This window comes from Corynebacterium segmentosum (genome assembly GCF_900637825.1).
Classification (GTDB): Bacteria; Actinomycetota; Actinomycetes; order Mycobacteriales; family Mycobacteriaceae; genus Corynebacterium; species Corynebacterium accolens.
On record NZ_LR134408.1, the window covers coordinates 834,794 to 858,383 of the forward strand.

Annotated in this window: 26 protein-coding genes and 1 tRNA gene; 18 read left to right on the forward strand and 9 right to left on the reverse strand. The window is 58.5% G+C overall.

From position 1 onward, the window contains the following. Window positions 1–13 precede the first annotated feature (13 nt). From nadC to EL217_RS04095, 3 genes are all read right to left on the reverse strand, one after another. Entirely contained in the window at window positions 14–943 is a 930-nt protein-coding gene (gene nadC, locus EL217_RS04085; RefSeq protein WP_126318699.1) for a carboxylating nicotinate-nucleotide diphosphorylase, read from the reverse strand. Next, the gene (gene nadA, locus EL217_RS04090; protein ID WP_042403631.1) at window positions 944–1,942 is read right to left on the reverse strand and encodes a quinolinate synthase NadA; all 999 of its coding nucleotides are present in this window, start codon (window positions 1,940–1,942) and stop codon (window positions 944–946) included. A gap of 133 nt (window positions 1,943–2,075) precedes the next feature. Further along, window positions 2,076–3,551, reverse strand: coding sequence for an amino acid permease (locus tag EL217_RS04095; RefSeq protein WP_126318701.1), 1,476 nt, complete (start codon window positions 3,549–3,551; stop codon window positions 2,076–2,078). Between the two features lie 69 nt (window positions 3,552–3,620). On the opposite strand from EL217_RS04095, the gene EL217_RS04100 reads away from it, so the two are divergent. From EL217_RS04100 to EL217_RS04130, 7 genes are all read left to right on the forward strand, one after another. Beyond that, complete coding sequence (locus tag EL217_RS04100) at window positions 3,621–4,211, forward strand: MazG nucleotide pyrophosphohydrolase domain-containing protein (RefSeq protein ID WP_005280012.1); 591 nt, start codon at window positions 3,621–3,623, stop codon at window positions 4,209–4,211. Between the two features lie 90 nt (window positions 4,212–4,301). Beyond that, window positions 4,302–5,063 (forward strand): lytic transglycosylase domain-containing protein, encoded by a 762-nt coding sequence (locus EL217_RS04105; protein ID WP_005280013.1) that lies wholly within the window; start codon window positions 4,302–4,304, stop codon window positions 5,061–5,063. Between the two features lie 92 nt (window positions 5,064–5,155). Continuing rightward, a complete protein-coding gene (gene eno / locus EL217_RS04110) occupies window positions 5,156–6,433 on the forward strand; it encodes a phosphopyruvate hydratase (RefSeq protein ID WP_005280015.1) in 1,278 nt (425 codons plus the stop codon). 178 nt (window positions 6,434–6,611) lie between these two features. Beyond that, window positions 6,612–7,223, forward strand: a complete 612-nt coding sequence (locus EL217_RS04115) for an FtsB family cell division protein (RefSeq protein WP_126318703.1) — start codon at window positions 6,612–6,614, stop codon at window positions 7,221–7,223. An 8-nt stretch (window positions 7,224–7,231) separates the two neighbouring features. Next, window positions 7,232–7,780 (forward strand): DUF501 domain-containing protein, encoded by a 549-nt coding sequence (locus tag EL217_RS04120; RefSeq protein WP_126318705.1) that lies wholly within the window; start codon window positions 7,232–7,234, stop codon window positions 7,778–7,780. A gap of 9 nt (window positions 7,781–7,789) precedes the next feature. Beyond that, a complete protein-coding gene (locus EL217_RS04125) occupies window positions 7,790–8,755 on the forward strand; it encodes a Ppx/GppA phosphatase family protein (RefSeq protein ID WP_005280018.1) in 966 nt (321 codons plus the stop codon). A gap of 41 nt (window positions 8,756–8,796) precedes the next feature. Further along, a tRNA-Leu gene (locus EL217_RS04130) sits at window positions 8,797–8,870 on the forward strand. Between the two features lie 193 nt (window positions 8,871–9,063). Here the strand turns inward: EL217_RS04130 and EL217_RS11395 are convergent. Then, entirely contained in the window at window positions 9,064–9,198 is a 135-nt protein-coding gene (locus tag EL217_RS11395; RefSeq protein ID WP_005280019.1) for a hypothetical protein, read from the reverse strand. A 456-nt stretch (window positions 9,199–9,654) separates the two neighbouring features. Between EL217_RS11395 and EL217_RS04135 the strand changes: the two genes are divergently transcribed. The 3 genes from EL217_RS04135 to EL217_RS04145 all read left to right on the forward strand — a co-directional run bounded on the left by EL217_RS04135 (window position 9,655) and on the right by EL217_RS04145 (window position 13,494). Continuing rightward, window positions 9,655–10,428 (forward strand): Bax inhibitor-1/YccA family membrane protein, encoded by a 774-nt coding sequence (locus tag EL217_RS04135; RefSeq protein WP_035108611.1) that lies wholly within the window; start codon window positions 9,655–9,657, stop codon window positions 10,426–10,428. A gap of 369 nt (window positions 10,429–10,797) precedes the next feature. Next, a complete protein-coding gene (locus tag EL217_RS04140) occupies window positions 10,798–11,523 on the forward strand; it encodes a hypothetical protein (RefSeq protein ID WP_023028592.1) in 726 nt (241 codons plus the stop codon). A gap of 306 nt (window positions 11,524–11,829) precedes the next feature. Further along, window positions 11,830–13,494, forward strand: a complete 1,665-nt coding sequence (locus tag EL217_RS04145; RefSeq protein WP_005280022.1) for a hypothetical protein — start codon at window positions 11,830–11,832, stop codon at window positions 13,492–13,494. Between the two features lie 63 nt (window positions 13,495–13,557). Here the strand turns inward: EL217_RS04145 and EL217_RS04150 are convergent, their stop codons facing one another. The 3 genes from EL217_RS04150 to EL217_RS04160 form a co-directional block, all read right to left on the reverse strand. Continuing rightward, complete coding sequence (locus tag EL217_RS04150; RefSeq protein ID WP_005280024.1) at window positions 13,558–13,830, reverse strand: hypothetical protein; 273 nt, start codon at window positions 13,828–13,830, stop codon at window positions 13,558–13,560. Window positions 13,831–13,886: 56 nt separating this feature from the next. After that, complete coding sequence (greA, locus tag EL217_RS04155; protein WP_126318709.1) at window positions 13,887–14,408, reverse strand: transcription elongation factor GreA; 522 nt, start codon at window positions 14,406–14,408, stop codon at window positions 13,887–13,889. 120 nt (window positions 14,409–14,528) lie between these two features. Beyond that, the gene (locus EL217_RS04160) at window positions 14,529–14,999 is read right to left on the reverse strand and encodes a DUF4307 domain-containing protein (protein ID WP_005280027.1); all 471 of its coding nucleotides are present in this window, start codon (window positions 14,997–14,999) and stop codon (window positions 14,529–14,531) included. Window positions 15,000–15,091: 92 nt separating this feature from the next. Here EL217_RS04160 and mca point away from each other — a divergent pair, with 92 nt between their 5' ends. Genes mca through EL217_RS04175 form a run of 3 tightly spaced genes read left to right on the forward strand, consistent with a single transcriptional unit; the run spans window position 15,092 to window position 17,086 of the window. After that, the gene (gene mca, locus EL217_RS04165; protein ID WP_023017686.1) at window positions 15,092–15,982 is read left to right on the forward strand and encodes a mycothiol conjugate amidase Mca; all 891 of its coding nucleotides are present in this window, start codon (window positions 15,092–15,094) and stop codon (window positions 15,980–15,982) included. A 3-nt stretch (window positions 15,983–15,985) separates the two neighbouring features. Beyond that, complete coding sequence (locus EL217_RS04170) at window positions 15,986–16,297, forward strand: hypothetical protein (protein ID WP_005280029.1); 312 nt, start codon at window positions 15,986–15,988, stop codon at window positions 16,295–16,297. Between the two features lie 18 nt (window positions 16,298–16,315). After that, window positions 16,316–17,086 (forward strand): isoprenyl transferase, encoded by a 771-nt coding sequence (locus EL217_RS04175; protein ID WP_005282106.1) that lies wholly within the window; start codon window positions 16,316–16,318, stop codon window positions 17,084–17,086. 3 nt (window positions 17,087–17,089) lie between these two features. Here EL217_RS04175 and coaA read toward each other — a convergent pair whose 3' ends face one another. After that, window positions 17,090–18,016 (reverse strand): type I pantothenate kinase, encoded by a 927-nt coding sequence (coaA, locus tag EL217_RS04180; protein ID WP_005280031.1) that lies wholly within the window; start codon window positions 18,014–18,016, stop codon window positions 17,090–17,092. A gap of 119 nt (window positions 18,017–18,135) precedes the next feature. On the opposite strand from coaA, the gene glyA reads away from it, so the two are divergent. Next, window positions 18,136–19,419 carry a serine hydroxymethyltransferase gene (gene glyA / locus EL217_RS04185; protein ID WP_005280032.1) on the forward strand — a complete coding sequence of 428 codons (1,284 nt, stop codon included), beginning with the start codon at window positions 18,136–18,138 and terminating at the stop codon, window positions 19,417–19,419. Here glyA and EL217_RS04190 read toward each other — a convergent pair. Continuing rightward, the gene (locus EL217_RS04190) at window positions 19,416–19,778 is read right to left on the reverse strand and encodes a DUF5997 family protein (RefSeq protein ID WP_050755837.1); all 363 of its coding nucleotides are present in this window, start codon (window positions 19,776–19,778) and stop codon (window positions 19,416–19,418) included. The two genes, glyA and EL217_RS04190, sit on opposite strands and share 4 nt — an antisense overlap. 77 nt (window positions 19,779–19,855) lie before the next feature. On the opposite strand from EL217_RS04190, the gene EL217_RS04195 reads away from it, so the two are divergent. From EL217_RS04195 to EL217_RS04210, 4 genes are all read left to right on the forward strand, one after another. Continuing rightward, a complete protein-coding gene (locus tag EL217_RS04195; protein ID WP_005280034.1) occupies window positions 19,856–20,530 on the forward strand; it encodes a LysR family transcriptional regulator substrate-binding protein in 675 nt (224 codons plus the stop codon). Between the two features lie 154 nt (window positions 20,531–20,684). Then, on the forward strand, window positions 20,685–21,284 hold the full coding sequence (locus tag EL217_RS04200) for a hypothetical protein (RefSeq protein ID WP_330919333.1): 600 nt from the start codon (window positions 20,685–20,687) through the stop codon (window positions 21,282–21,284). A gap of 238 nt (window positions 21,285–21,522) precedes the next feature. After that, window positions 21,523–22,887, forward strand: coding sequence for a PhoH family protein (locus EL217_RS04205; RefSeq protein ID WP_126318711.1), 1,365 nt, complete (start codon window positions 21,523–21,525; stop codon window positions 22,885–22,887). Window positions 22,888–22,964: 77 nt separating this feature from the next. Next, window positions 22,965–23,543 carry a GNAT family N-acetyltransferase gene (locus tag EL217_RS04210; protein ID WP_005280037.1) on the forward strand — a complete coding sequence of 193 codons (579 nt, stop codon included), beginning with the start codon at window positions 22,965–22,967 and terminating at the stop codon, window positions 23,541–23,543. The last annotated feature ends 47 nt before the right edge of the window (window positions 23,544–23,590 follow it).

The window sequence follows — 23,590 nt, forward strand, 5'->3', positions numbered from 1 at the left end:
AGCTGGTCGACGCTTAGGAGAAGTCCAAGCCGATATCCAGCACGCGCACCGAGTGGGTGAGGGCGCCGACGGCGATATAGTCCACGCCCGAGGTGCCGTACTCGCCGGCGTTTTCAAGCTGCAACCCGCCGGAGGCTTCTAGCGCCGTGGTTGGGCTGAGCGCTTGGCGGCGGTGGACGGCGGTGTGGACATCGGCAAGCGCGAAGTTATCCAGCAGCACCATATCCGGGCGCAGCGGGAGCACCTCCTCGAGCTGGTCCAAGGTATCGACCTCGACCTCGCAGGGGATATCCGGGGCATGCTCGCGCACGCGGCGCAGGGCCGTAGCCACGCTGCCGCCCACGGCGAGCACGTGATTGTCTTTAATCATGGCGGCATCGCCTAAGCCCATGCGGTGGTTTGCCCCGCCGCCGGCGCGCACGGCGTATTTCTGCAGCGCACGCAGGCCAGGAAGAGTCTTGCGGGTATCGCGCACCTGGGCCTGGTTAACGCCATCCGGCGTTCCTGTGTCCGCCGCCGCTGCTGCGATGGCATCGACCCAACGCCGGGTCTGCGTCGCGATGGCGCTTGCGTGCGAGACCATATTGAGCATGGTGCGCTCAGCGGCCAGCACGAGGAGGGTAGGGGCCTGCACCGTGGCGATGACCTGGCCTGGGGCAACGCGGTCGCCGTCGGTGGAGTGGAGGGTGATAGAGGGGGCATCGCCAAGCGTGGGGCCTGTATCCACGCCCCACTGGCTCAAGCGCTGGGCGGTCGCATCAAGGACCTGCTCTATAAGGCCCAAGCCTGCGATGGTACCGGCCTCGCGCGCGGTGAACTCCGCCGTGCAACGGGCCTTACCCGGCACTGTGGCAAGCGAGGTGTAATCCGGCCCGTAAGCGAAATCCTCGTCCAAGGCCGTGGCAATGAGCCCGGAGCAATCCGGCAGGCGCAGGTTTCCCATTTACTCGCCCCCGCCGGGGTTGCCAATGGAAATCATGGCTTCGAGGGACTTGCGCGCCGCATTCGCGGTATCTTCTGGCACCGTAACCTCATCGGTCTCTTCCACCAGGCAGCGCTCCAGGGCCTCTGGGGTGATCATCTTCATGTACTTGCACTCGGCGTGATCGTTGACGGCCTGGAAATCGATGTCTGGTGCGGCCTGGCGCAGCTGGTGCAGCATGCCGGTCTCGGTGGCAACGAGCACCTTGTTCTGCGGCTGCTTCTGGGACTGGGTGATCATCTGCCCGGTAGAGAGCATGTGCACGCGTTCCTGTGGCACCAAGCCCTCGTTGGCCAGGTACAACGCGGAATTGGAGCAGCCGCACTCCGGGTGGATATACAGGTCCGCATCCGGGTTGTCTTGGGTCTGCTGGGTCAGCTGCTGGGCGCTGATGCCCGCGTGCACGTGGCATTCACCGGCCCAAATGCGGATATTTTCCCGGCCGGTCTCGCGCTTGACGTAGGCGCCCAAGAACTGGTCAGGGCAAAAGAGGATCTCTTTATCCGCCGGCAGCGAGTTGACCACGTCGACGGCATTGGAGGAGGTACAGCAGACATCGGTCAGCGCCTTGACCTCAGCGGTGGTGTTAACGTAGCTGACCACCAGCGCATCGGGGTGCTCGGCCTTCCAGGCGCGCAGCTCATCGGCGGTGATGGAATCCGCCAGGGAACACCCAGCGCGCTCATCGGGGATGAGAACCTTCTTATTTGGCGAAAGGATCTTGGCGGATTCCGCCATGAAGTGCACGCCGCAAAAGACGATGATATCTGCATCGGTTTCCGCCGCCTTGCGCGAGAGCGCCAAGGAATCGCCGGTGTGGTGGGCAACGTCTTGGATCTCCGGGATCTGGTAATTATGGGCCAGGATCACGGCATTGCGCTGCTCCGCTAATTCTTTGATCCGCTCGGCCCAGGCCTTACCTGTTTCGGTGTCCGAACCGGCATAAGTGGCAGAGGGCATGACGCCAACATTCGTTTGAGTCACAAGTGCTCCAAAAAGTGATAGTCACGGGAATAAGTGGGGTGTTATAACCGTACTAAACTGTTTGTGCGCAAGACCACTTGCGATGGCCCTTGGCTGGCGGGCGAGGCGGCTAGAGCTCCAGCGATCCTTGGGCGAGGCCGACCGCAGCGATGATGGCGGCCACCAGCACCACGATGACGATTGACCACTCAAATCGGTTAAAAAGCTTTTCGCGTCGCGATAGGCGGGTGAGCACATACGGGATAAGTCCCGGCACGACGGCGAGGGCGCCGAAGAGAATATAAACCGGGTCGGCGGCGTAAATCAGCCACAGCGAGTACACAAAGGCCACTAGCGCGATGCCAAAGTGGCGCCGGTTTTCGCGCCTGGGAATATCCGGCCCAGATAGATCGAACCGCGTCCCGGCGTGCGGGTGGGTCACGCCCTTGCCGCGTATCGCTAGCAGCAACAGATACAGCGAGGAGAAGATATAGGGCAGGAGGTACATGATGGTGGCCAGCTGCACCATCGCGGCATAAGACGCCTCGTTGACGTAGAAGACGACGATGAAGATCTGGATGGCGGAGGTGGAAATCAACTGGGCTACCCACGGGGCGCCGGCCACATTGATGGTGCCGATGCGGCGGGGGATTAGGCCATCGATGGCCATCATGACGATGGGCTCAGCGCACAGCATTTGCCAGGAAACGTAGGCACCAAGGACCGAAAGGCATAGGCCAATGGAAATCAGCGCGCCGCCCCAGGGGCCGACGACCTCCGTAAGCACCGAAGCCATGGAGTTATCCGGCAGCGCGGCCAGCTCCTCTTTGGTCATCACGCCAAAGCTCAAGGTGGATACGGAAACCAAGAGCGCCAGCACGGAGAAGAAGCCAATGACGGTAGCGCGGCCGACATCGGTGCGCTTAGCGGCCTGCTTGGAATAGACGGAGGCACCCTCTACGCCGATAAAGACCCAGACGGTAAAGAGCATGATTCCTTGGACCTGCTCAAAGACGCTGGCATTGGAATTTTGGCCCCAGAAATCCAGGGTGAATTTATCCCAGCTAAAGCCGATGAACGCGACCAAGACGATGAAGGCCAGGATGGGGACGATCTTGGCAATCGTGGTCACCAGGTTCATGAATGCGGCCTGTTGCACGCCGCGGGCCAAAACGGCGAAGATTCCCCACGATAGGAGGGAGACGGCGATGGCAGAGGGCCATTGGTGGTCGGCATCGAAAAGCGGCAGGTAATGCCCAATCGTATTGAAAAACAGGGTGGCATAACCCACCTGCGCCATCACTGAGCCCAGCCAGTAGCCCCAGCCCGAGGTAAAGCCGATGAAATCACCCAGGCCAGCGCGCACATAAGAATAGACGCCGGAATCCAGGTGGGGCTTGCGGTAGGCCAGAATCTGGAAGACAAAGGCAACCGAGAGCATGCCGACGCCCGCCACCAACCAACCGATGAGCATGGCACCTGGGCCCGCCACGGAGGAAATATTTTGGGGTAGCGAAAATATGCCCGCGCCGACGGTGGATCCGATAATCAGCGCGACAAGCGTCCACAACGACACCGAGTGGGACTTATTTTGGCTGGAGGTCATTGGCCTAAAGTACCGCGCCTGCCCCGTTAAAGGGAACTTGAGAATTTACACGGGATAGACTTTGTAGCTATGACAGTCCTGTTGCTCGATGAACGCTGGCCCACCATGATCCCCATGCGCGCCTATGGCAGGTTATATGGACCCGTTCAGTTCACCGGGGAAGTGCCGGTATCAGTGCGGTGGAATTTTTCGGATCTCTTAAGCGGCGATGATGCCACCGGCACCTTGGTCACCACCGATGAACACGATCCAGAAACCCAAGCGCGCATTGCCACCGGCGAGCAGGTCATTAAGGCCGAGTCGCTTGACGATGCCGTGATGCAGGCGCGCAGCGCCATGGCGACGGCCCGGCGCATCGGCGAATGGGAGCGCGAGCAGACCCACGAATCCCTCCTGCCGTACCTAGAAGAAGAGGCAGGCGAATTTGCGGCGGCCGTGCGCCAGCGCGCGCCCGAGGAAGATTTACTCAAAGAGCTTGGGGATATCTTCCTGCAGGTGCTTTTTCACGCCGAGATTTCCTCCTTCTCGCTAGACGATGTCGCCGCTAGTTTCCTGCGCAAGATGCGCTCCCGCGCGCCGTATCTCTTTGATGGCACGGTGGACATAGTGGGCGTAGAAGAACAAAACCGCCTCTGGGCGGAGGGGAAATCGCGGGAGTAAAAGCCGGCTAAGAGTCTCAGGGACTTTTACGCGCGGCGGGCGCGTGTAGTTATCCGGCGGGGTGAATGTCACTTAGTAGGATGGCTACTCATGAACAGGCTGCTGCGAACAATCGGGGGCTGCGGGCTAGCCGTAGTAATCATCATTGCGCTGGTAATGGGGCTATTTGTATCCAATTCCACCGATGATTCCTCGGTCCCAGATGCCACCCCGCCCGTAGGTGGAAAAGAGGTGGCCAATATCGATGTCAACGCGCCGGGCCGCACGGCCGATAAGCTCACCCACTGGGCATCGGATTTGGCAGAAGCGACCGATATCCCGCCGCAGGCGCTGCGTGCCTATGGCAACGCGGAACTTATCGCTCGGCAGCAGCACCCGGGGTGCAATTTGCGGTGGAATACACTCGCGGGTTTGGGCTTTGTAGAAACCCGGCACGGCACCTATAACGGCAACTGGTTTAAGTCCTCCAAGCTGGATGACAACGGCTACCCGCAGCCGCCCATCGTCGGTATTACCCTGGATGGCTCGAATAACACCGCGCACACCCCAGATACCGATAACGGCGAGATCGATGGCGATACGGAATTTGACCGCGCGGTAGGTCCGTTGCAGTTCATCCCGACCTCGTGGGAGTCCGTCGGCGGCGATGCCAATGGCGATGGCAAGGCCGACCCGAACCAGATCGACGATGCCGCCCTGGGCGCGGCGAACCTCTTGTGCTTTGGTGATAGGGATCTCAGTAACCCGGATCAGTGGGAAGAGGCCATCTTAAATTACAACCAGTCCAGGGAATATCTGGACAAGGTAGCCCACGCGGCCAATGCCTACTCGGTACCGCAACCGGCTCGCTAGCCTCACGCGTCGCGGTTTTCTGGAACAATTGGGCCTGTAACTGAACTAAGTGGCTCAGCGACGAACATCATCTATAAGGAGTGAGTTACAGCATGGCTGGTATCATCCACGCATTTGGACGCGAGATCCTGGATTCCCGCGGTAACCCGACCGTAGAGGCCGAGGTCTTCTTGGAGGACGGCGCCCACGGCGTTGCCGGCGTTCCCTCCGGCGCATCCACCGGTGTGCACGAGGCACACGAGCTGCGCGACGGCGGCGACCGCTACCTGGGCAAGGGCGTGCAGAAGGCCGTAGAAAACATCAACGAGGAAATCGGCGATGAAATCGCTGGCCTCGAAGCTGATGACCAGCGCCTCATTGACCAGGCGCTCATCAAGCTGGACGGAACGGATAATAAGTCCCGCCTTGGTGCCAATGCCATCCTCGGTGTCTCCATCGCTACCGCTAAGGCCGCGGCCGAGTCCGCCGCGCTGCCGCTCTACCGCTACATCGGCGGCCCAAACGCTCACGTTCTTCCCGTTCCCATGATGAACATCCTGAACGGCGGTTCCCACGCTGACTCCGGCGTGGACGTGCAGGAGTTCATGATTGCCCCCATCGGCGCAGAGACCTTCACCGAGGCCCTCAGCATCGGTGCTGGCGTATACCACTCCCTGAAGGCCGTCCTGAAGGACAAGGGCCTGTCCACCGGTTTGGGCGATGAGGGCGGCTTTGCTCCTTCCGTCGATTCCACCCGCGCTGCGCTCGACGTCATCGTTGAGGCCATCAAGAAGGCCGGCTTCGAGCCGGGCAAGGACGTTGCCCTGGCCCTCGACGTCGCTTCCTCCGAGTTCTACGAGGACGGCAAGTACCACTTCGAAGGCGGCGAGCACACCGCCGAGGAGATGTCCAAGGTCTACGAGGAGCTCATCAACGAGTACCCCATCGTGTCCATCGAGGACCCACTGCAGGAAGACGACTGGGAAGGCTACACCACCCTGACCGCCGCTATTGGCGATAAGGTCCAGATCGTCGGCGATGACTTCTTCGTCACCAACCCGGCTCGCCTGCAGGAGGGCATCGACAAGAAGGCAGCCAACGCGCTGCTCGTAAAGGTCAACCAGATTGGTACCTTGACCGAGACCTTCGATGCCGTAGAGCTCGCGCACCGCAACGGCTACCGCACCATGATGTCCCACCGCTCCGGCGAGACCGAGGACACCACCATCGCTGACTTGGCTGTCGCCCTCAACTGCGGCCAGATCAAGACCGGTGCCCCGGCCCGTTCCGAGCGCGTGGCTAAGTACAACCAGCTGCTGCGCATTGAGCAGGAGCTTGGCGATGCCGCCGTCTACGCCGGCCGCGCCGCCTTCCCACGCTTCAACGCTTAAGACCTAGCGGTCTAGCTTAGAAGCTAGACGCCGCTAGGAAATTAGTCCCCGCTGTACCCCACAAAGGTGCGGCGGGGACTTCCTCGTTCTAAGCATCCCGAGCGCCTGAGAAAGTTGGTAAATTTCCGCGCGTGCCACGCCCGTGTTACTGGTGTGGCGGCGCTAGGATAGTAACCCTATGGCACGTGAGAAGAAGACGGAGCGCCGCCGGAGCCGCACTAGGGTTCCGGTGGCCTCGCGTGCTGCGGATATCCGCAAATCCCAGCGGGCGCAGGAAAAGAAGAACCGCAAGCCCGATCGCATGAGCATCGTCGGCATGACCGTCATCGTGGTCTTTGTCCTATTGATGCTCGTCATCATCGCGGTGCCGCTGCGCAATTACTACCACGGCCGCTCCGAAATTGCCCGGCTCAATGAATCGATTGCCGCGAAGCAGGATGAAAAAGATGCCCTGTTGGAAGAGATCGATAAATATAAATCCGAGGACTATATCAAGCAGGAAGCCCGGCGCCGCTTCGGCGTGGTAGAGCAGGGCGAGACCGCGTACCGCATCCTTGATCCGAATATCCAGCCCGATAACCAGGTCACGACCGCGTACCGCATCCTTGATCCGAATATCCAGCCCGATAACCAGGTCACGACCAATAGCAAGGAGCAGGAGGATTCGCGCCCGTGGTTTGAGGTGCTGTGGGATTCGGTGGCAGAACCGCCCGAGGAAGAGGCCCCAGCGGGCGAGTCGCATCACCTGCCGATCGAGCCAGCGCCTGAGGAAAGCGGCGATGTGCGATAATTGTTCGCATGACCGTCACTGATGCAGATTTAGCCATCGTTTCCGAGCAATTGGACCGCACCCCACGCGGCGTGCTGGAGATATCCTTCCGCACGCCGGACGGCCAACCGGCCGTGATTAAAACCTCTCCCAAGCTGCCGGATGGCACCCCATTTCCCACGCTGTATTACCTCACCGATCCCCGCCTGACCGCGGAAGCGTCCCGGTTGGAGGTCGCCCACGTGATGAAGTGGATGGAGTCCCGCTTAGCAGAGGACAAAGAGCTCGCCGCGGACTATCACCACGCCCACGAGCACTTCTTGGCCAAGCGCAACGAGATTGAGGATTTGGGCACTGATTTCTCTGGCGGCGGCATGCCAGAGCGAGTGAAGTGCCTGCACGTGCTCATCGCCTATGCGCTTGCCGAAGGCCCCCAGCATTTCCGCCTCGGCACCGAGGCCGTGGCCATGGCGGCCGACCACGGTAAACTGCGCGGGACGGCGATTCCGCAGGACTGGCCCACGGTGGAAGAGCTGGGCATCGACCTGGCGGAGTTCGATTTTTCCAACGCGGAATAGGAGTAAGACATGACTCGCGTGGCAGCCATTGACTGCGGTACCAATTCCATTCGCCTGTTAATTTCTGAGATCGATGAAGACGGCAAGGTGCGCGATATTACCCGCACCATGGAAATCATTCGCCTGGGCCAAGGCGTGGATGCAACGGGTGAAATTGCCCCCGATGCCTTAGAGCGTGCCCGCGTGGCCTTGGAGGGCTATGTGCGCCAGATGAAGTTTGAAAAGGTTACCCGCGTGCGCATGGTGGCAACCAGTGCCACCCGCGATGCGAAGAACCAGCAGGAATTTTTCGATATGACCGCCGAGCTTTTGGGTCAGATCCAATCCGGCGCTAAGGCGGAGGTTATCTCCGGCGAAGAAGAAGCACTCCTGTCCTTCAACGGCGCGGTAGCCGATATGGAGCCGGACCGTGGCCCCTTCTGCGTCATTGACTTGGGCGGCGGGTCCACCGAATTCGTCGTGGGCACCGCCGATGAAGAGATTCTAGGTTCACATTCTGCGTATATGGGCTGTGTGCGCCTGACAGAACGCATCATGCGCACCGATCCCCCCACGGAGTCAGAAATCGAAATTGCCTCCGAATACGTGGCAGAGCGCATGGGCGAGGTGGAAAAGATCGTCCCCATGTCCAAGGCACGCACCATTGTGGGCTGTGCGGGCACGTTTACCACGCTATCCGCCCTAGCCCAGGGCCTAGAGCGCTATGATCCCGATGCAATCCACGGCTCGGAGCTGCGTTTTGATGCCCTGCGGGTGCTGCTCAAGCAACTCGTCAGCATTCCCTCTGAGGAACGCGCCCTCAATCCGGTCATTCACCCGGGCCGCGCCGATGTCATCGGCGGTGGGGCAGTAGCCGTTGAAGGAATCATGCAGCTTATCGAGCGCACCAGCGATGCACGTAGCTTCTTCATCAGTGAAAAAGACATCCTAGACGGCATCATTGCAGGTCTGGTTAGTGAATCTACCCCTCATTAACTCTTTTTAGGAATAGTGTCCTACACTATTCCTTGCACCCCGCCCCCATAGCCCAATCGGCAGAGGCAGTCGACTTAAAATCGATTCAGTGTGGGTTCGAGTCCCACTGGGGGCACCGTGTGAAGTCTCGAGACACCGCTCCTAAGGTGTCTCGAGACTTTTCGTATGGCTGAGCCTAGCGTTTGAACTGGCTGGGAGAGCCTAGCCTGTTCGCATGCCATTCGCACACCTCATCTGCGAGCCAAAGACGCGTGCAGCCTATATCCTGGCCGGTACACAGCTCCTTGTCTGAACCCGCGTCAATAATTTTAGGCTGTACGGTTTTTCCGGTTGTTGCCGTCGATGGCAATTCCGACTGCGATGAATGCAGGGATGAAAAATGCGCTAGCGCCCGCCAGCGTCATGATGATTGCTGTGGCAATGGAAATGAGTGTAAATCGCAAGATATTCCTTCACTTTCAGCCGAAGTATGACTGTCTAGGCACACGAGGATTAGCTCATGAAGAAGATGCCTCTTTTAAGTTTATATCGAAACTGCGGATAGTAAATCCGCGGTGCACCTGACAGGGAGTGATGGCTAGCGAAATATTGATAGCAGAGCGGCAGGAAATAGGGCCGCTAGAGCCCTGGAGGAGCTGTTCACCATAGTGGACCGCCTTGTAGTCAGAAAATCCTTGGCAATCAGCTGTGGTTCTACGCCGAGAACCTTTCCGGCGGCTCACCCGACACGAGAGCAAGTTCCTAGCAACAAAACTCGGGACAGGTCACAGGAGGGGCCGGTCCAGCAATAAATTTCTTGGAATCTTGAACAAATTATTCTAAATGAGGAACTTTGTGAGGCGTGATGACGTTGATCTACATGAGAAAGATGATTCGTACATCACTGAGAAAGGACAACCGTGCGTTCAAGCAATCCGGTTATGACCTCGCTGACTGAAACTAGCCAGCAGCAGAACCCCGGCTCCGGCTACGCGAGCGAAGCCCCTCGCCCCATGACCGTGGATGACGTCGTCACCAAGACGGGCATCACCCTCGGCATCATTATCGTGGCCGCTGCTATCAACTTCTACCTAGGCACCATGAACCCGGGCACCGCCATGATGCTTATGCTGGTCGGCGGTATCGGCGGATTCATCACCGTACTCGTGGCCTCCTTTGGCCGTAAGTGGGGTTCCCCGGCTGCGACCCTCATCTACGCAGTATTCGAAGGCTTTTTCGTTGGTGGCTTCTCCTTCGTCTTCGCCAACAGCACCATCGGTGGTTCTAATGGCATGGCACTGATTGGCCAGGCAATCGTCGGCACCATCGGCGTGTTCATCGGCATGCTGATCGTCTACAAGACTGGTGCAGTAAAGGTCACTCCAAAGTTCACTAAGATTTTGGTCGGCCTCATTGCAGGTGTCGCGGTGATGGCTCTCGCTAACTTCTTGGGTGCCATCTTCTTCGATTTCAACCCGCTGCGCGATGGTGGCCCCCTCGCCATCATCTTCTCCTTGGTCTGCATTGTCTTGGCCGCTCTGTCCTTCCTGACTGACTTTGACCAAGCAGACCGCCTTATCCGTGCCGGTGCTCCTGCCAAGCAGGCATGGGGCGTAGCCCTTGGCTTGGCCGTGACCTTGGTCTGGCTCTACACCGAAATCCTTCGCCTGTTGAGCTACATTCAGCGCAACTAAGCCTCTTCGCGCTTTCGGCCCGCACTTCGGTGCGGGCCATTTTTGTGTTTTCCTTTGGCTTACGGGCGTGTAATTATTGGGGTAATTCAGGGGGTATTAAGCCGTTCTTTAGCCTTTAGCCGGGCAGGGGCGGGCTTTCAGGCTAAAGACAGCTAATGAGCAGCTAATTTCACCATTTGAAAACACTTAAATGTGGCGAATGAGACTAATGAGATAGTTAAATATTGACTAATTTGCGCTCTCAACGAGAAATTCTTGCACGATTCATGCATGCTATGTGGCGGGAACGGGAAACCGGAAGGTAGAGAGTTCTCTCCTCTATTTTCTTCTCGTTCCAGCTCGTCTAAAAGGAGTAACCGAAGGATTGTTGTGAAACGTCAGGCAACCGTAGCAGCGCTGGTAGTCAGCTCGGTCGCGCTGAGTGGCTGCGCTGCGGAAGTCGGCTCGAAGAGCGCATCAGAAGATGCCGCGATGACGGCAGAAACTGATGGCACTAGTTCAGTCGATGGCGCGGGTGATGCCAACGGGAGCCAGGGGGATGATGTGGAAGACAATCCGGGGGATTCGGAACACCCCGAAGGCGAGCATTCGAGGGCCGGCGCCGGTCTTCGGGGGGAGACCGGCGCCACGGGAGATGAGGATTCCGGGGTACTGCCGCCACCGGGAGAATTTGATCCTGCTGATCTAGATTTCGAGCTATTCGATCCATGTACGGAGATTGCTCCGAAGAGGCTGGAAGAAATTGGCCTTGAGCCGAAGATCCTTGATTATCGGAAAGAATCTGGGCACTATTTTTGTAATATCGCATCGAACGGGAGGAATTTTTCGGAAAATATTTTAGTATCCGCAGCTAGCGATTCAACTTCATTCGAAGAGCTAGGGCTAAATGAAGACCTTCGACAAAAAGATGAAACCGCGGATAGCGAAGGTATCCACCTCTTTAACTCTGAACTCTTTAAAGAATCCCAGTGCAATGGATATCTTTCAACTAGCCGAGGGACGATAATAATCGGCATAAATGATGTCACGCCACATTCGAGTCCAATGAAAAGATGTCAATTGGCTGCTGACATAATTACTAATCTCAAAAAATAATCGTGTTTTGGGGGAAACATGCTTGTTAGTGTCAAAAATCTACAGCGGAATACCAGCATAATATCCGAGCTGTATCGACGAGCTCAGTCGCTAAAAGACCGAGTGAACAGCCCACTTAATTCGGGATTTTCGAATGTGTCGGGCATTGATCACGTAGGGGGTGTGCATGAAAGGGCACTCACCACCGACCCAGGTTCGGCTAAGGGGACGCTCCTAGACTACGCCTCGCAAGTTGAATGGTTGTCGCAGGCTCTTGCCCGAGAAGCGCGAGGCTTTGAAGCCCAAGAAAATGCAAATAGTAGGGCGATGGATATCGCTGATGCGGGTGGTGAGATTGGCGTTGAATCGATGCCGATTATGGACCAGCCGGAGCCGGGGTATAGCCCCTTCGCCTTTACTCCTCCGGTAGTTAACGTCGGCACATCGATTACCAAGTTGGCGACGGACTTGATGTCAACGCAGATTTGGAGTGTGTCTGAAGCTAATGCGCGTTGGGCGTCGTTAGGTTCTGAGGTTCGGGAGATCGTCAGCGGGCTTGAAGAAGCCGCAGGGTCCCTGGAAAGTGAGAATGACAGCGAAACGACGTCGCGCGCGGCGGCGAAGATTAGGGAAGTGGCAGCCTCGGGAAAGCACTTTGTGGCCAATGCCGCAGCAATGGGAGAAAAGCTTACTGGGTTCCACTCGCGGTTGATGATGATTCAGCCTTCGGCGATGGCCATGGCGATGGATATTATGAAAATCCCTGACCCAGCGAAGCGAAAAGTCGCAGAGAAGGCAGCGTTGGCAAAGCTGCAGCCGGACCTCCAGAGGTTTGCCATTGACGCAATGCCCAATCAACATCCGCTGATGGAACAGTCGCCGGCCTCTGGAGGCGGCGGCGTAGATGCTGGTTTGTCAGGTGTGGAGGGCGATGGCCAGAAATACAACACCGATAACGTCGTCTGGCCGCGTGCAATTCAGGAAGCTATTGCTCGGGGCGATGTGGGCCCAGGAAACTTTGACGTGGCTAATGGTACGGTCCACGATTTGGAGTCCGTCGGCATGACTCCAGAGGAAACTGCCGCGTTCCAGGAGCAATTGCATGCAGATGGCAGAAGGGCGCTTTCTGAGCTAGGTGTGGGCGACGGTATAGATATCAGCGGTCGCGATGTCGCAACCAGTGGGGCCTCACTTCCTGGGGCGACGGCATCGCATGGCCACTTAGGATCTATGCCAACGGCAGGTGCCGCTCCCGGTACCGCGGGTATCGGTGCTGGAGCTGGCAGCGGTAGCGGTGGACTCGGTTCTACCGGGATGGGAGCACCGCTTGGTGCTGGACGTGGAACAGGTTCTGGTACCGGAGCCGGATCCGGGGTAGGCACAGGAACCGGTATTGCCGCTGCAGCGGGCGGTCCTGGCCTCGGCGGGCGAACTGGACGCGGAAACGCTGGTGCGCTTCGCGGAGGCGGATTCAATTCGCTGGCCGGGCTTGGCAGCGGGGCCATCGGTACGGGCGGAAGGCCTGGTTCTGGAGCAGGTGGAAATATGGGCGCACTCGTAAATTCCGCCCCAGGTTTGGGAGGTGGCGGAACCGCTGCGCGCGGCGGAGCAGGCTTGCGCGGTGGTGCCGGTGAGGGTGTCGGCGCCCGCGGCGTGGGAGGCGCGCTTCCTCGGGCCGCAGGTGAAGCCGCTGGCAATAGCAGCGGCGGTAACGGTAGCCGCGGACACCTAGAACGGGGCGCTGCGCGTGAAGCTGTGGTCCGCGGGGGAGGCGCCGCCAATAGCACCGGTGTTAAATCCGGTGCCGGGAGACCGGCCGCTGGCATGCGCGCCTTTGCACCAATGATGGGAACTCGGGGTCAGGGAAATGACAAGAACCGGGTGAAGGCGGTAACCACGCAGGTTGAGCGCGAACCGAATAAGCGGGATCTGTTGGGCGAGCCGCCGGCGGTCGTGCCTGGGGTCATCGGCAATTGGGCGCGAGAATCCTAGGTAGTGAATTGGGGAAAGAAAAAGGGCTGAAGGAAAGTATCCTTCAGCCCAATTCTTTTATTTTTATTGCGGCAGTTGTGTCGCGGTAGCGTTTGGCAGCTGCTCAGGTTCCTCGACCCCGTTTTGCAGGCCCTCCGGATCCACGCCAGGCTCGGTGGTAGCAGCAGAGGAAGACGTCTCAGCATTCTTCTGTGCCGGTGCCTCGCCGGTAAAGGTCGATGCGTTGTCGATCTTGCCGGATTCAGAATCCTGCTCGTTCGGCGGGTGGCAGGCGGCCAAGGAAAGGCCGGCGGTAAATACTAATCCAGCGGTGGCGAAACGGGAGAATTTCTTCATGGGGATGTGCTCTTTCTCCAGAGTAGTGAAGGCGGTAGTGGGGTGGACGGAGGAAATTAGGACTCGCGCGGGGTGGCAGCCTTGGCGGAATCGTATGGGGCAGCCGACTCGATGGTCACCGAGATGGTCTTACCGTTTGGCGCGGAATACTCGCGGGTTTCGCCCTCCTGTGCACCGATGATGGCGGCGCCCAGCGGGGACTGCTCGGAGTAGGTTTTCAGGTCCTTGTTATCGGTCGCAGCGGCGCGGGTACCGATGAGGAAGGTTTCCTTATCGTCCTTGTTGCCGTTGTAGTACACGTGAACGACGCTGCCGGTGTAGGCAACGCCTTCCTGCATGGTGCCACGCTCGGTGGTGGAGTTAGCCAGCAGCTCAGAAATCTGCTTGATGCGGGCCTCTTCCTGGTCCTGCATCTCGCGGGCGGCATCGTAGCCGGCGTTTTCTTTCAGGTCGCCCTCTTCGCGGCGCTCATTGATTTCCGCCGCAACCTCAGGGCGGTGATCGATGAGTTCCTGCAGCTCGGTCTCGAGCTTTGCCTTGGTTTCTGGGGTGATGTACTGCTTTTGCTGCTCAGCCATTCTAAAACCTTCCGTGCTGTGGAATAGTGGTCAAAGTCCCGCGATGATGGCGGGACCGAAGTTAAGTATGCAACCAGGCAAATGCCCAGTTCTAGGCTGTACAAATCCTAGCACATGGGGCTAGCGACTTTCCGCGTAGTCGGGATTGTCCATATCCAGGTAATCCGGGATATTGCCGGAGCAGCCGTAGGCGCCACCGGCGACGGCGCGGGCATTGGTGGGGACATCGACAGCAATGCGGTGGGTTTCATTTCCGCCGGCAGGAACGGCGAATTCGCGGCGGCCCACCTCGGATTTGGAGTAATCGTAGGCCTGCACGATGCAATAGGCGTCTTCATCGGTGTGATTGCGGGTCACATCGACCCAGACGCGCGTGGTGTCATCACTGAGAACCTCCTGGGTGACCATAGAGATCTGCGCATTGACGGATTCTTTTTCCCGAAAATACTGGAAACCGTAGTAAAGAAGGGTGACGAGCATGGCGGCGAAAATCAACACCAGCGCCTTATTGGTCCAGCTACCAGAGTTCTTTTGTGATTTATCGCGCGAGCCGTAGCGCGCGGCGGAGCGAGAATTTCCGGCGGAAGTCATAGCCCTACTTTAACCGAGGAGTACCATTTTCCCATTATCTACTAAGATAGTGATCTGTTCTAAAAGCTAGTTTTAAAGGGGATGGATTTTCAGTGAGCGACTTTCGCCTCCTAGCAATCCACGCACACCCGGACGATGAATCCTCCAAGGGTGCTGCGACTACGGCCCGTTACGCTGCAGAAGGTGCGGATGTAATGGTGCTGACCTGCACCGGTGGTGAACGCGGTGACATTATTAACCCGGCTATGGACCGTCCTGGTGTTAAGGAAAACATGGCTGAGGTACGCCGCGAGGAAATGGCTAAGGCAGCCCGCGCGCTTGGGGTCCAACACCAGTGGTTAGGCCACGTAGATTCCGGCCTGCCAGATCCCGAGGAAGGCAAGAGCATGGAAGACCTCTTGCCGGAAGGCTGCTTTGCCCTGATGGGCGATGATGCAGCGGCTCAGGAAATGGTGCGCGTTATTCGCTCGTTCCGCCCGCAGGTCATCATTACCTATGACGAAAATGGCGGCTATCCGCACCCGGATCACCTTATGGTTCACCGAGCATCCATGATTGCGTGGGACAAATCAGGCGACCCTGACTACCACCCAGAATTGGGAGAGCCCTGGGAGCCGCTGAAGCTGTATTACTCGCATGGCTTTGTGTACCAACGCATGAAGATGTTCCACGATCTCCTCCTTGAGGAGGGAAAGCCCAGCCCGTATGGCCCTATGCTGGCGCGTTGGGATACTGCTTTTGGCGATATTATGGCTCGCGTTACCACGCAGGTGGAGTGCGCCGATTACTTCCAAAACCGCGACGATGCGCTGCGGGCGCACGCGACGCAGATCGATCCGGCCGGTGCATTCTTGGCCACCTCCGTGGAGGTCCAGCAGCGTCTGTGGCCGACGGAGGAGTTTGAGCTAGCTAAGACTCGAGTATCGACCTCGCTGCCGGAAAATGATTTATTTGCGGGCATTGAAAAGAACGAGGAGACTTAAAATATGAGCGTCTATGACTCCCTTTTCCTTGCTGCGCACGATGTCACTGTTCTTGCGCAAGGCACAGAAGGTGCTGAGGGCGGACCAATGGGCCCTGAGTTTGGTAAGGCTTCGCCCATCGGGCTGCTTATCTTGGCCATCTTGGGCGTTGCCGTGCTGGTAGCGGGCTGGAACTTCCACCGCCGCTTTTCGCGCTTTCGCCGGCGTACCATGTTCGCTGAGGACCACGGAATCGATCCATTTGATGAGGAAGCTGTGGATGCTGCGCTCAAGGAAGCTGGCCTTTACGATAACCGCAAGAAGTCGATTTTCTAGCCGGCTGGAGTAAACAACGTGACATTTCTCAAGCGGCTGATGTACCCCTTGTATGAAGCGCGCCTCGTGCGGCTTATCAAGGGCAGGCCACAGCCGAAGCACGTGGCGATCATGGCTGACGGCAACCGCCGCTGGGCGCGGGAAGCCGGGTTTACTGATATTAGCCATGGCCACCGCCAGGGTGCGAAGAAAATCGGAGAGATGATCGCGTGGTGTCGCGATACCGATATTGAGGTAGTCACCATTTACCTCTTATCCACGGAGAACTTGAAGCGCAGCCAGCAGGAAGTGCAGCTGCTTTTTGACATCATCTCTGATGTGGTCACGCATCTGTCCCGGGGAGATTTGGATTGCCAGGTGCGCCTTGTAGGCAACTTGGATTTATTGCCCGCGCCGGTAACCCAGCGCATGGTCGATGCCGCAGAGGAAACCAAGGATAACCAGGGCGTCATCGTCAATGTGGCTGTGGGCTACGGTGGGCGCCAAGAAATCGTTGATGCCGTCCAAAAATTGGTGCGCAGCGAGGCCGAAAAGGGCACCAGCGCGGCCGAGATGGCGGAGCGAGTCACCGCAGACTCGATCACAGAACACCTGTATACCAAGGGCCTGCCGGATCCGGATTTGGTGATCCGCACCTCCGGTGAGCAGCGCCTTTCCGGGTTCCTGCTGTGGCAAGCGGCCTATTCAGAAATCTGGTTCACCGATACCTATTGGCCGGCGTTCCGGAAGGTAGACTTCCTGCGCGCGCTGCGTGATTATTCCCAGCGTTCGCGCCGCTTTGGCAAGTAGCGGCTAGATTTTTCGCATCCGTACCTTTTCAACGAGGTGATGCGAGCCCTTTTTCAATACCAACGAGGCGCGCACGCGGGTGGGCAGGATGTTTTCTACCAGGTTCGGCAGGTTAATGGATTGCCAAATTTCGCGGGCTTGGGCGCGCGCCTGGTCATCATCCATATCGGCATAGGCGGCGAAGTGCGCATTCGGCCGGCGGAATTCGGTATTGCGCAGCGTGAGGAAGCGATCGATGTACCACTGCTCAATATCGTCCGTGCGGGCATCGACGTAGACGGAGAAATCAAAGAGATCCGCAATGGTGAGGGTGGGGCTGGTCTGAAGGACGTTGAGGCCCTCCAAAATCAGAATATCGGGCTGGTTGACCTCTTGGTAGCGATCTTTGACGATGTCATAGGTGATATGCGAATACAGTGGCGCCTTGACCACGGGCTTTCCGGACTTGACGTCGGTGACAAAGCGCATGAGCGCGCGGCGGTCATAGGATTCGGGAAAACCCTTGCGCTTCATTAGCCCGCGCTCTTTAAGCGTTTGGGTGGGAAAGAGGAATCCGTCCGTGGTAACCAGATCCACCTTCGGATGCGAGTCCCAGCGCTGCAAGAGCACCTGGAGGAGGCGGGCGGTGGTGGATTTACCCACGGCCACGGAACCGCCCACGCCAATGACGAAGGGCACGTGCGTGGGCGGGTTGCCCAAAAAGGCCTCGGTGGCGGCGGTGAGCTGCTGCCGGGCGGTGACCTGCATGTGGATAAGGCGGGAGAGGGGGAGATAGACGTCTGCGACCTCGTCCAAATCAATGCGGTCACCGATGCCGCGAAGTTCTTCAAGCTCGTTTTCTGTCAGCACCTGCGGCATCGATTTGCGTAGTTCACGCCAGGTTTCACGGTCAAAGTCGAGGTAGGGGCTCGAATCCAGGTTGCGCGCCATGGCTTAATTGTCGCACGCCGTAACAAGGGAATGAAAAATTTGCCCCCTGTAAGGTAGCCGAAAGGTTATGATATGTAATGGCTCATACTGCTTCCTACCGAGAAGAGGACTAGTCTTATATGGCTTCTTTCAATACTGACCTGCGCGATCTTGACCCAGATGTTTTCGGCGCTATCCAGGGAGAAATCTCCCGCCAGCGTGAAACCCTGGAAATGATCGCCTCTGAGAACTTCGTGCCGCGCGCCGTCCTGCAGGCACAGGGTTCTGTCTTGACCAATAAATACGCCGAGGGCTACCCGGGGCGTCGTTACTACGGCGGCTGTGAGCACGTCGACGTCGTTGAGGATCTTGCCCGCGACCGCGCGAAGGCGCTCTTCAACGCGGAATTTGCCAACGTGCAGCCACACTCCGGCGCGCAGGCTAATGCCGCAGTCCTGGCCAGCATCGCGGAACCGGGCGATAAGATCCTCGGCCTGTCCTTGGCCCACGGTGGGCACCTGACCCACGGCATGAAGCTGAACTTCTCCGGCAAGCTTTACGATGTCGCAGCGTATGGCGTGGATCCAGAGACCATGCGCGTGGACATGGATAAGCTGCGCGAGCAGGCAATTGAGGAGAAGCCAAAGGTTATCATCGGCGGTTGGTCCGCTTACCCGCGCACCCTGGATTTCGCGGCCTTCCGCGAAATTGCCGATGAGGTGGGCGCTTACCTGTGGGTTGATATGGCCCACTTCGCGGGTCTGGTTGCCGCGGGCCTGCACCCGAACCCTGTCGAGCACGCCGATATCGTCTCCACCACCGTGCACAAGACCTTGGGCGGTCCGCGCTCCGGCATGATCTTGGCCAAGCAGGAGTACGCAAAGAAGCTGAACTCCAATGTCTTCCCCGGCCAGCAGGGTGGACCGCTGATGCACGCGGTGGCGGCAAAGGCCATTTCCATGAAGATTGCGGCCAGCGAGGAATTCAAGGAGCGCCAGGAGCGCACCCTCGAGGGTGCCCGCATTCTGGCCGATCGCCTTTTGGCGGAAGATACGCGGGCAGCTGGCGTCGACGTCGTCTCCGGCGGCACCGATGTCCACCTCGTCCTGGCGGATCTGCGCAATTCGCAGCTCGATGGTCAGCAGGCAGAAGATCTCCTGCACCAGGTAGGAATCACCGTCAACCGCAATGCGGTCCCGAACGATCCTCGCCCGCCGATGGTCACCTCGGGCCTGCGCATCGGCACCTCCGCCCTGGCCACCCGTGGCCTCGATGCGGAAGCCTTCACCGAGGTTGCCGATGTCATCGGTACCGCCTTGGCACAGGGCAATAATGCCGATGTCGAGGCACTTCGCCGGCGCGTCGATAAGATCGCGGAGGACTACCCGCTGTATGAGGGCCTCGAGGACTGGAAGCTGGTTTAGTCCTTATCTTCTGAGGACTCCTCTGCGGCGTCCTTGTGGACGTCGTGGCCGCGAGCCTGCGCCAGCGTGGCGCGGGCTTGCTGCAGCCACTCCGGCTGCTTTTCCAAAAGCTCGCTGATTTCCGCGGTGGTCAGCGGCTTATCCATGTCATTCTTCTTTAGCGCGGTAACGGAAATGCCCAGTTTGTGGGCAACTTCCTGCCGGGGGTGGGGGCCTTTGCGGCGCAGCGTTTGCAGCCACTGCGGGGGATTGTGCTGCAGCTCGCGCAGTTCCTCGTGGCTGACCGCGCTATTTTGAAATTCTTCAGGCGCGGCGGGCAGATAGATATTCAGCTTTTTAGCGGCGGTCTGCGCGCGCATCGCGGTACCGGACGGTTGCTGTTGGTTATGTTGTTCACTCACGGTTTAACCGTAGCACTTTCAGTAGACTGTGCTCCATGCTGCGCTTAGCCTTTGTGACCGGTACGGAACCTGGAAAATGGTTTCAGAGATTTCAGGACAATACTGCCCACGGCGGTTTATCCACCGTCGATGCGGATGACAGCATGGCAGAATTGCTCGCAGGTCACGTGGATCTGGCGCTAACGCGCCTGCCGGATCCGCGGGTGGATGACTCTTTCCACGTGGTGCGCCTTTATGAGGAGGCCCCTGGCATTGCGGTCCCGAAAGATTCAGTTTATGCGGAGGTGGGCGAGGCGCTTGCGCTTGCCGATGTCTCCGATGAGCACCTTAACTACCGCCTCACCGATGCCGGTGAGGTCGATATCGCCGCCGTGCGCGAGGCCCTGCAGGTGGTCGCGGCCAATGTGGGCATCGCCATCGCACCGCTGCCGCTGCTAAAAATCCTCAGCAAGAAACAGGTGGTTCCGCTTGCGCTGAAGGGCAGCGAGGTGCCGGTCACCGAAATTGCCTTGGTCTGGCGAAAGGCGGAGGATAGCGAGGCAATTCAGGACTTTGTGGGCATCGCTAAGGGGCGTACCGCCCGCTCCTCCAGGCAGGAGAAGCCGAAGCGCACGGCCCGCGAAAAAGCTAAAGCCAAACAGTCTCGAAGGATTGTTAACAATCCGTTACAGAAACAAAAGAAGCGCCCTAAGCAGCGTAAACGGCGATGAACTGAAACCTGAACCGCGCAAACCTCGGTGCACAGAGTGGCGACATAGTGCACTTGGGGTCTACGGTGGGCTGCGCTCGCCTCAACGGCGGCCTAAAACTACAGTGAACTAATTTTCGGCTGAAAATCGAAAGGTAGATCTAGAAATGCGCAAGATGACTCGTCGTATCGCAGGTGGCTTCGCGGCCGCAACCCTCTCCGTTGCTCTCGTAGCATGCTCAGATGCAGAGGATGCTGCCGATGACGCGAAGGATGCCGCTGGCTCCGTAGCCGCAGACGCCTCGGATGCTGCTGGTTCTGCCGCATCCGATGCTACCGATGCCGCTGGTTCCGCTGCCGCAGAGGCAACCGGCTCTAAAGACGATAATGCAGAGGGCGCCAAGGGCGATACCCAGACCATCACCACCGCACATGGCGAGGAGGAAGTTCCGGCTGATCTCGCCGCCGCCATCGAGGAAAAGCAGGCTGAGTGGGGCGACGTGCAGAGCGTAGAGTCCTCCGATAAGGGCACCCTGGCTACCTTCGAGGGTGGCAAGCACTTGGTCTACTCTGAGGAGACTGGCGCACAGCCGGTCATCGGCAAGATTGCTGAGACCTGGGTCAACGAGGGCGGCCTCGACGCCTCCGTTGGCCTGCCTACCAACCCAGAGGCTGACGCAACCGACGCAAACGGCTGGACCCAAGAGTTTAGCAACGGCACCATCTCCTGGACCGAGGGTGAAGACGGCCAATTCAAGGCTGATATCGAGGCCTAAAGGCTAAAATTCGGCGCCTGCCCAAGCGGCACGCCGAACACTCTCGTCACTTTCCCTGCGGGTTTTCCCGCAGGGATTTGTCGTTTTCTTAAAGTTCATCTTCCACCCATGTGATTTCAACCTTGGGTGCTTAGGTTGGGTGGCAACCCCTAAAGGATCGCGATCATTAGCGGTCCTGGGGGAGATAGACAAGGAAGAACAGCTTTCTACCGTTTCACAAAGGAAGATTCCTGCCACCATGACTCGCCCCTCTGTACTTTCTACTCCACTAGGCACCACGGAAAATGACGTCGCTACCAAGACCTACGTCCTTGATACCTCGGTCTTATTATCTGACCCGTGGGCGCTGCGAAAATTCGCCGAACACGAGGTTGTCCTTCCCGTCGTGGTTATCTCTGAATTGGAAGGAAAACGTCATCACCCGGAGCTTGGCTGGTTCGCCCGCCAAGCTCTTCGCTTTTTGGAAGAGCTGCGCGCTACCTATGAGGCGCTTGACCAACCCGTTCCGGTCAACGTGGCCGGCGGTACCCTGCGGGTAGAGCTCAATCACCAAGACCAATCGCTCTTGCCGGCCGCATTCCGCGGTCCGGAAGGAGACCACCGCATCTTGGCCTGCGCCTTGAACCTCGCGCACGAGGGCAAGGACACGGTCCTAGTGACCAAGGACGTACCGCTGCGCGTCAAGGCCGGCGCCGTGGGCGTGCCGGCCGATGAATACCACGCCCAGGATGTCATTTTGACCGGGTACTCCGGTATGGCCACCGCCTATACCACCACGGATGTCATCGATGCCCTCTACAGCGATGGGGAAGTGCTGCTCGATGGGGCCGTCACGGACGATGACACCCCGGTGGAAGACCTGCCGGTGCACTGCGGCATCACCTTGGTAGCCGGCGCGCAATCTGCTCTGGGCCGCATCATGCCGGACGGGGCGGTGCGCCTGGTACGCGGCGATCGAAATGCCTTTGGACTGCAGGGTCGTTCGGCGGAACAGCGCATCGCCCTCGATCTCCTGTTGGACCCGGAGGTCGGCATCGTCTCCATCGGCGGAAGGGCAGGCACCGGCAAATCCGCGCTGGCCTTATGCGCCGGCTTGGAGGCGGTCTTAGAGCGCGGTGAACATCGCCGCATCGTGGTATTTCGACCCATGTACGCCGTCGGCGGGCAATCGCTGGGGTACCTGCCGGGCTCCGAATCAGAGAAGATGAACCCGTGGGCCCAGGCGGTCTATGACACCTTGGAAGGCCTAGTCTCTGAAAATGTGCTCGAGGAGATCCACGAACGCGGTCTCATCGAGGTCCTGCCGCTGACCCATATTCGTGGTCGCTCCCTGCACGATGCCTTCGTTATCGTGGACGAGGCGCAGTCGCTGGAGCGCAATGTTTTGCTCACAGTGCTCTCGCGCTTGGGGGAAGGTTCGCGAGTAGTGCTCACCCATGACGTTGCCCAGCGCGATAACCTGCGGGTGGGCCGCCACGATGGGGTACAGGCGGTCATCGAAAAGCTCAAGGGCCATGAGCTTTTCTCGCACATTACCCTTCAGCGATCGGAGCGCTCTGCCATTGCGGAGCTAGTAACAGATCTGTTGGAGGGCAATGATTAAGGGAGAGATGAAAGCGTGTTCGCAGACAGCGAATTTAATCAAATTTATATGGCAAAAATTACCCAAGACCAGTAATAATGGTGCCTATGAGCGAGAACGCCAAGCAGACGTCTGCGGACGAAAAGAAAAAGGATTTCCGTATCCGGCCCTTCACGTCGGCCGATTACCCGCAGATGCGGGAGATCTACGAGCAGGGCCTGCAAACCGGCCATGCCACCTATGAGACCCGTTCCTTGACCTACGAGGAGTTTACGAACTCCAAGATCATGGCTTCGGTGCACGTAGCCGTTGAGGCGGACGATGATTCCAAGGTATTGGGGTGGGTTTCGGCCGCCCCAATTTCCTCGCGCACAGTCTTTCACGGCGTGGTGGAGGATTCCATCTACTTGGGATCTGATGCCCAAGGCCGTGGTATCGCCGGGGCCTTGCTCGATTGCCTCATTGAGGTGTGCAAGGACCTGCACAAGTGGGCCATCCACTCCTGGATCTTCCCGGAAAATGAAGGCTCTGCGGGCCTGCACAAGTCCCGCGGCTTTGAAAAGGTCGGCACCTACTCCCACATGGCCAAGATGACCTATGGCGAGTTGGCCGGTCAGTGGCGCGATACTGATGTTTACGAACTCCTGCTTCCCAAGCCGGAGGAAAAGAACCGCTAAATACACTGTGCCTCGTAACCACGAAGGCCGTAGCGCTGCCGAGGGAA

Coding starts and splice junctions, on each gene's coding strand:
- nadC (WP_126318699.1), bottom strand. CDS start 943: ATGGGAAACCTGCGCCTGCCGGATTGCTCCGGGCTCATTGCCACGGCC.
- nadA (WP_042403631.1), bottom strand. CDS start 1,942: ATGCCCTCTGCCACTTATGCCGGTTCGGACACCGAAACAGGTAAGGCC.
- EL217_RS04095 (WP_126318701.1), bottom strand. CDS start 3,551: ATGACCTCCAGCCAAAATAAGTCCCACTCGGTGTCGTTGTGGACGCTT.
- EL217_RS04100 (WP_005280012.1), top strand. CDS start 3,621: ATGACAGTCCTGTTGCTCGATGAACGCTGGCCCACCATGATCCCCATG.
- EL217_RS04105 (WP_005280013.1), top strand. CDS start 4,302: ATGAACAGGCTGCTGCGAACAATCGGGGGCTGCGGGCTAGCCGTAGTA.
- eno (WP_005280015.1), top strand. CDS start 5,156: ATGGCTGGTATCATCCACGCATTTGGACGCGAGATCCTGGATTCCCGC.
- EL217_RS04115 (WP_126318703.1), top strand. CDS start 6,612: ATGGCACGTGAGAAGAAGACGGAGCGCCGCCGGAGCCGCACTAGGGTT.
- EL217_RS04120 (WP_126318705.1), top strand. CDS start 7,232: ATGACCGTCACTGATGCAGATTTAGCCATCGTTTCCGAGCAATTGGAC.
- EL217_RS04125 (WP_005280018.1), top strand. CDS start 7,790: ATGACTCGCGTGGCAGCCATTGACTGCGGTACCAATTCCATTCGCCTG.
- EL217_RS04145 (WP_005280022.1), top strand. CDS start 11,830: ATGGATATCGCTGATGCGGGTGGTGAGATTGGCGTTGAATCGATGCCG.
- EL217_RS04150 (WP_005280024.1), bottom strand. CDS start 13,830: ATGAAGAAATTCTCCCGTTTCGCCACCGCTGGATTAGTATTTACCGCC.
- greA (WP_126318709.1), bottom strand. CDS start 14,408: ATGGCTGAGCAGCAAAAGCAGTACATCACCCCAGAAACCAAGGCAAAG.
- EL217_RS04160 (WP_005280027.1), bottom strand. CDS start 14,999: ATGACTTCCGCCGGAAATTCTCGCTCCGCCGCGCGCTACGGCTCGCGC.
- EL217_RS04170 (WP_005280029.1), top strand. CDS start 15,986: ATGAGCGTCTATGACTCCCTTTTCCTTGCTGCGCACGATGTCACTGTT.
- coaA (WP_005280031.1), bottom strand. CDS start 18,016: ATGGCGCGCAACCTGGATTCGAGCCCCTACCTCGACTTTGACCGTGAA.
- glyA (WP_005280032.1), top strand. CDS start 18,136: ATGGCTTCTTTCAATACTGACCTGCGCGATCTTGACCCAGATGTTTTC.
- EL217_RS04190 (WP_050755837.1), bottom strand. CDS start 19,778: ATGCGCGCGCAGACCGCCGCTAAAAAGCTGAATATCTATCTGCCCGCC.
- EL217_RS04195 (WP_005280034.1), top strand. CDS start 19,856: ATGCTGCGCTTAGCCTTTGTGACCGGTACGGAACCTGGAAAATGGTTT.
- EL217_RS04200 (WP_330919333.1), top strand. CDS start 20,685: ATGACTCGTCGTATCGCAGGTGGCTTCGCGGCCGCAACCCTCTCCGTT.
- EL217_RS04205 (WP_126318711.1), top strand. CDS start 21,523: ATGACTCGCCCCTCTGTACTTTCTACTCCACTAGGCACCACGGAAAAT.
- EL217_RS04210 (WP_005280037.1), top strand. CDS start 22,965: ATGGTGCCTATGAGCGAGAACGCCAAGCAGACGTCTGCGGACGAAAAG.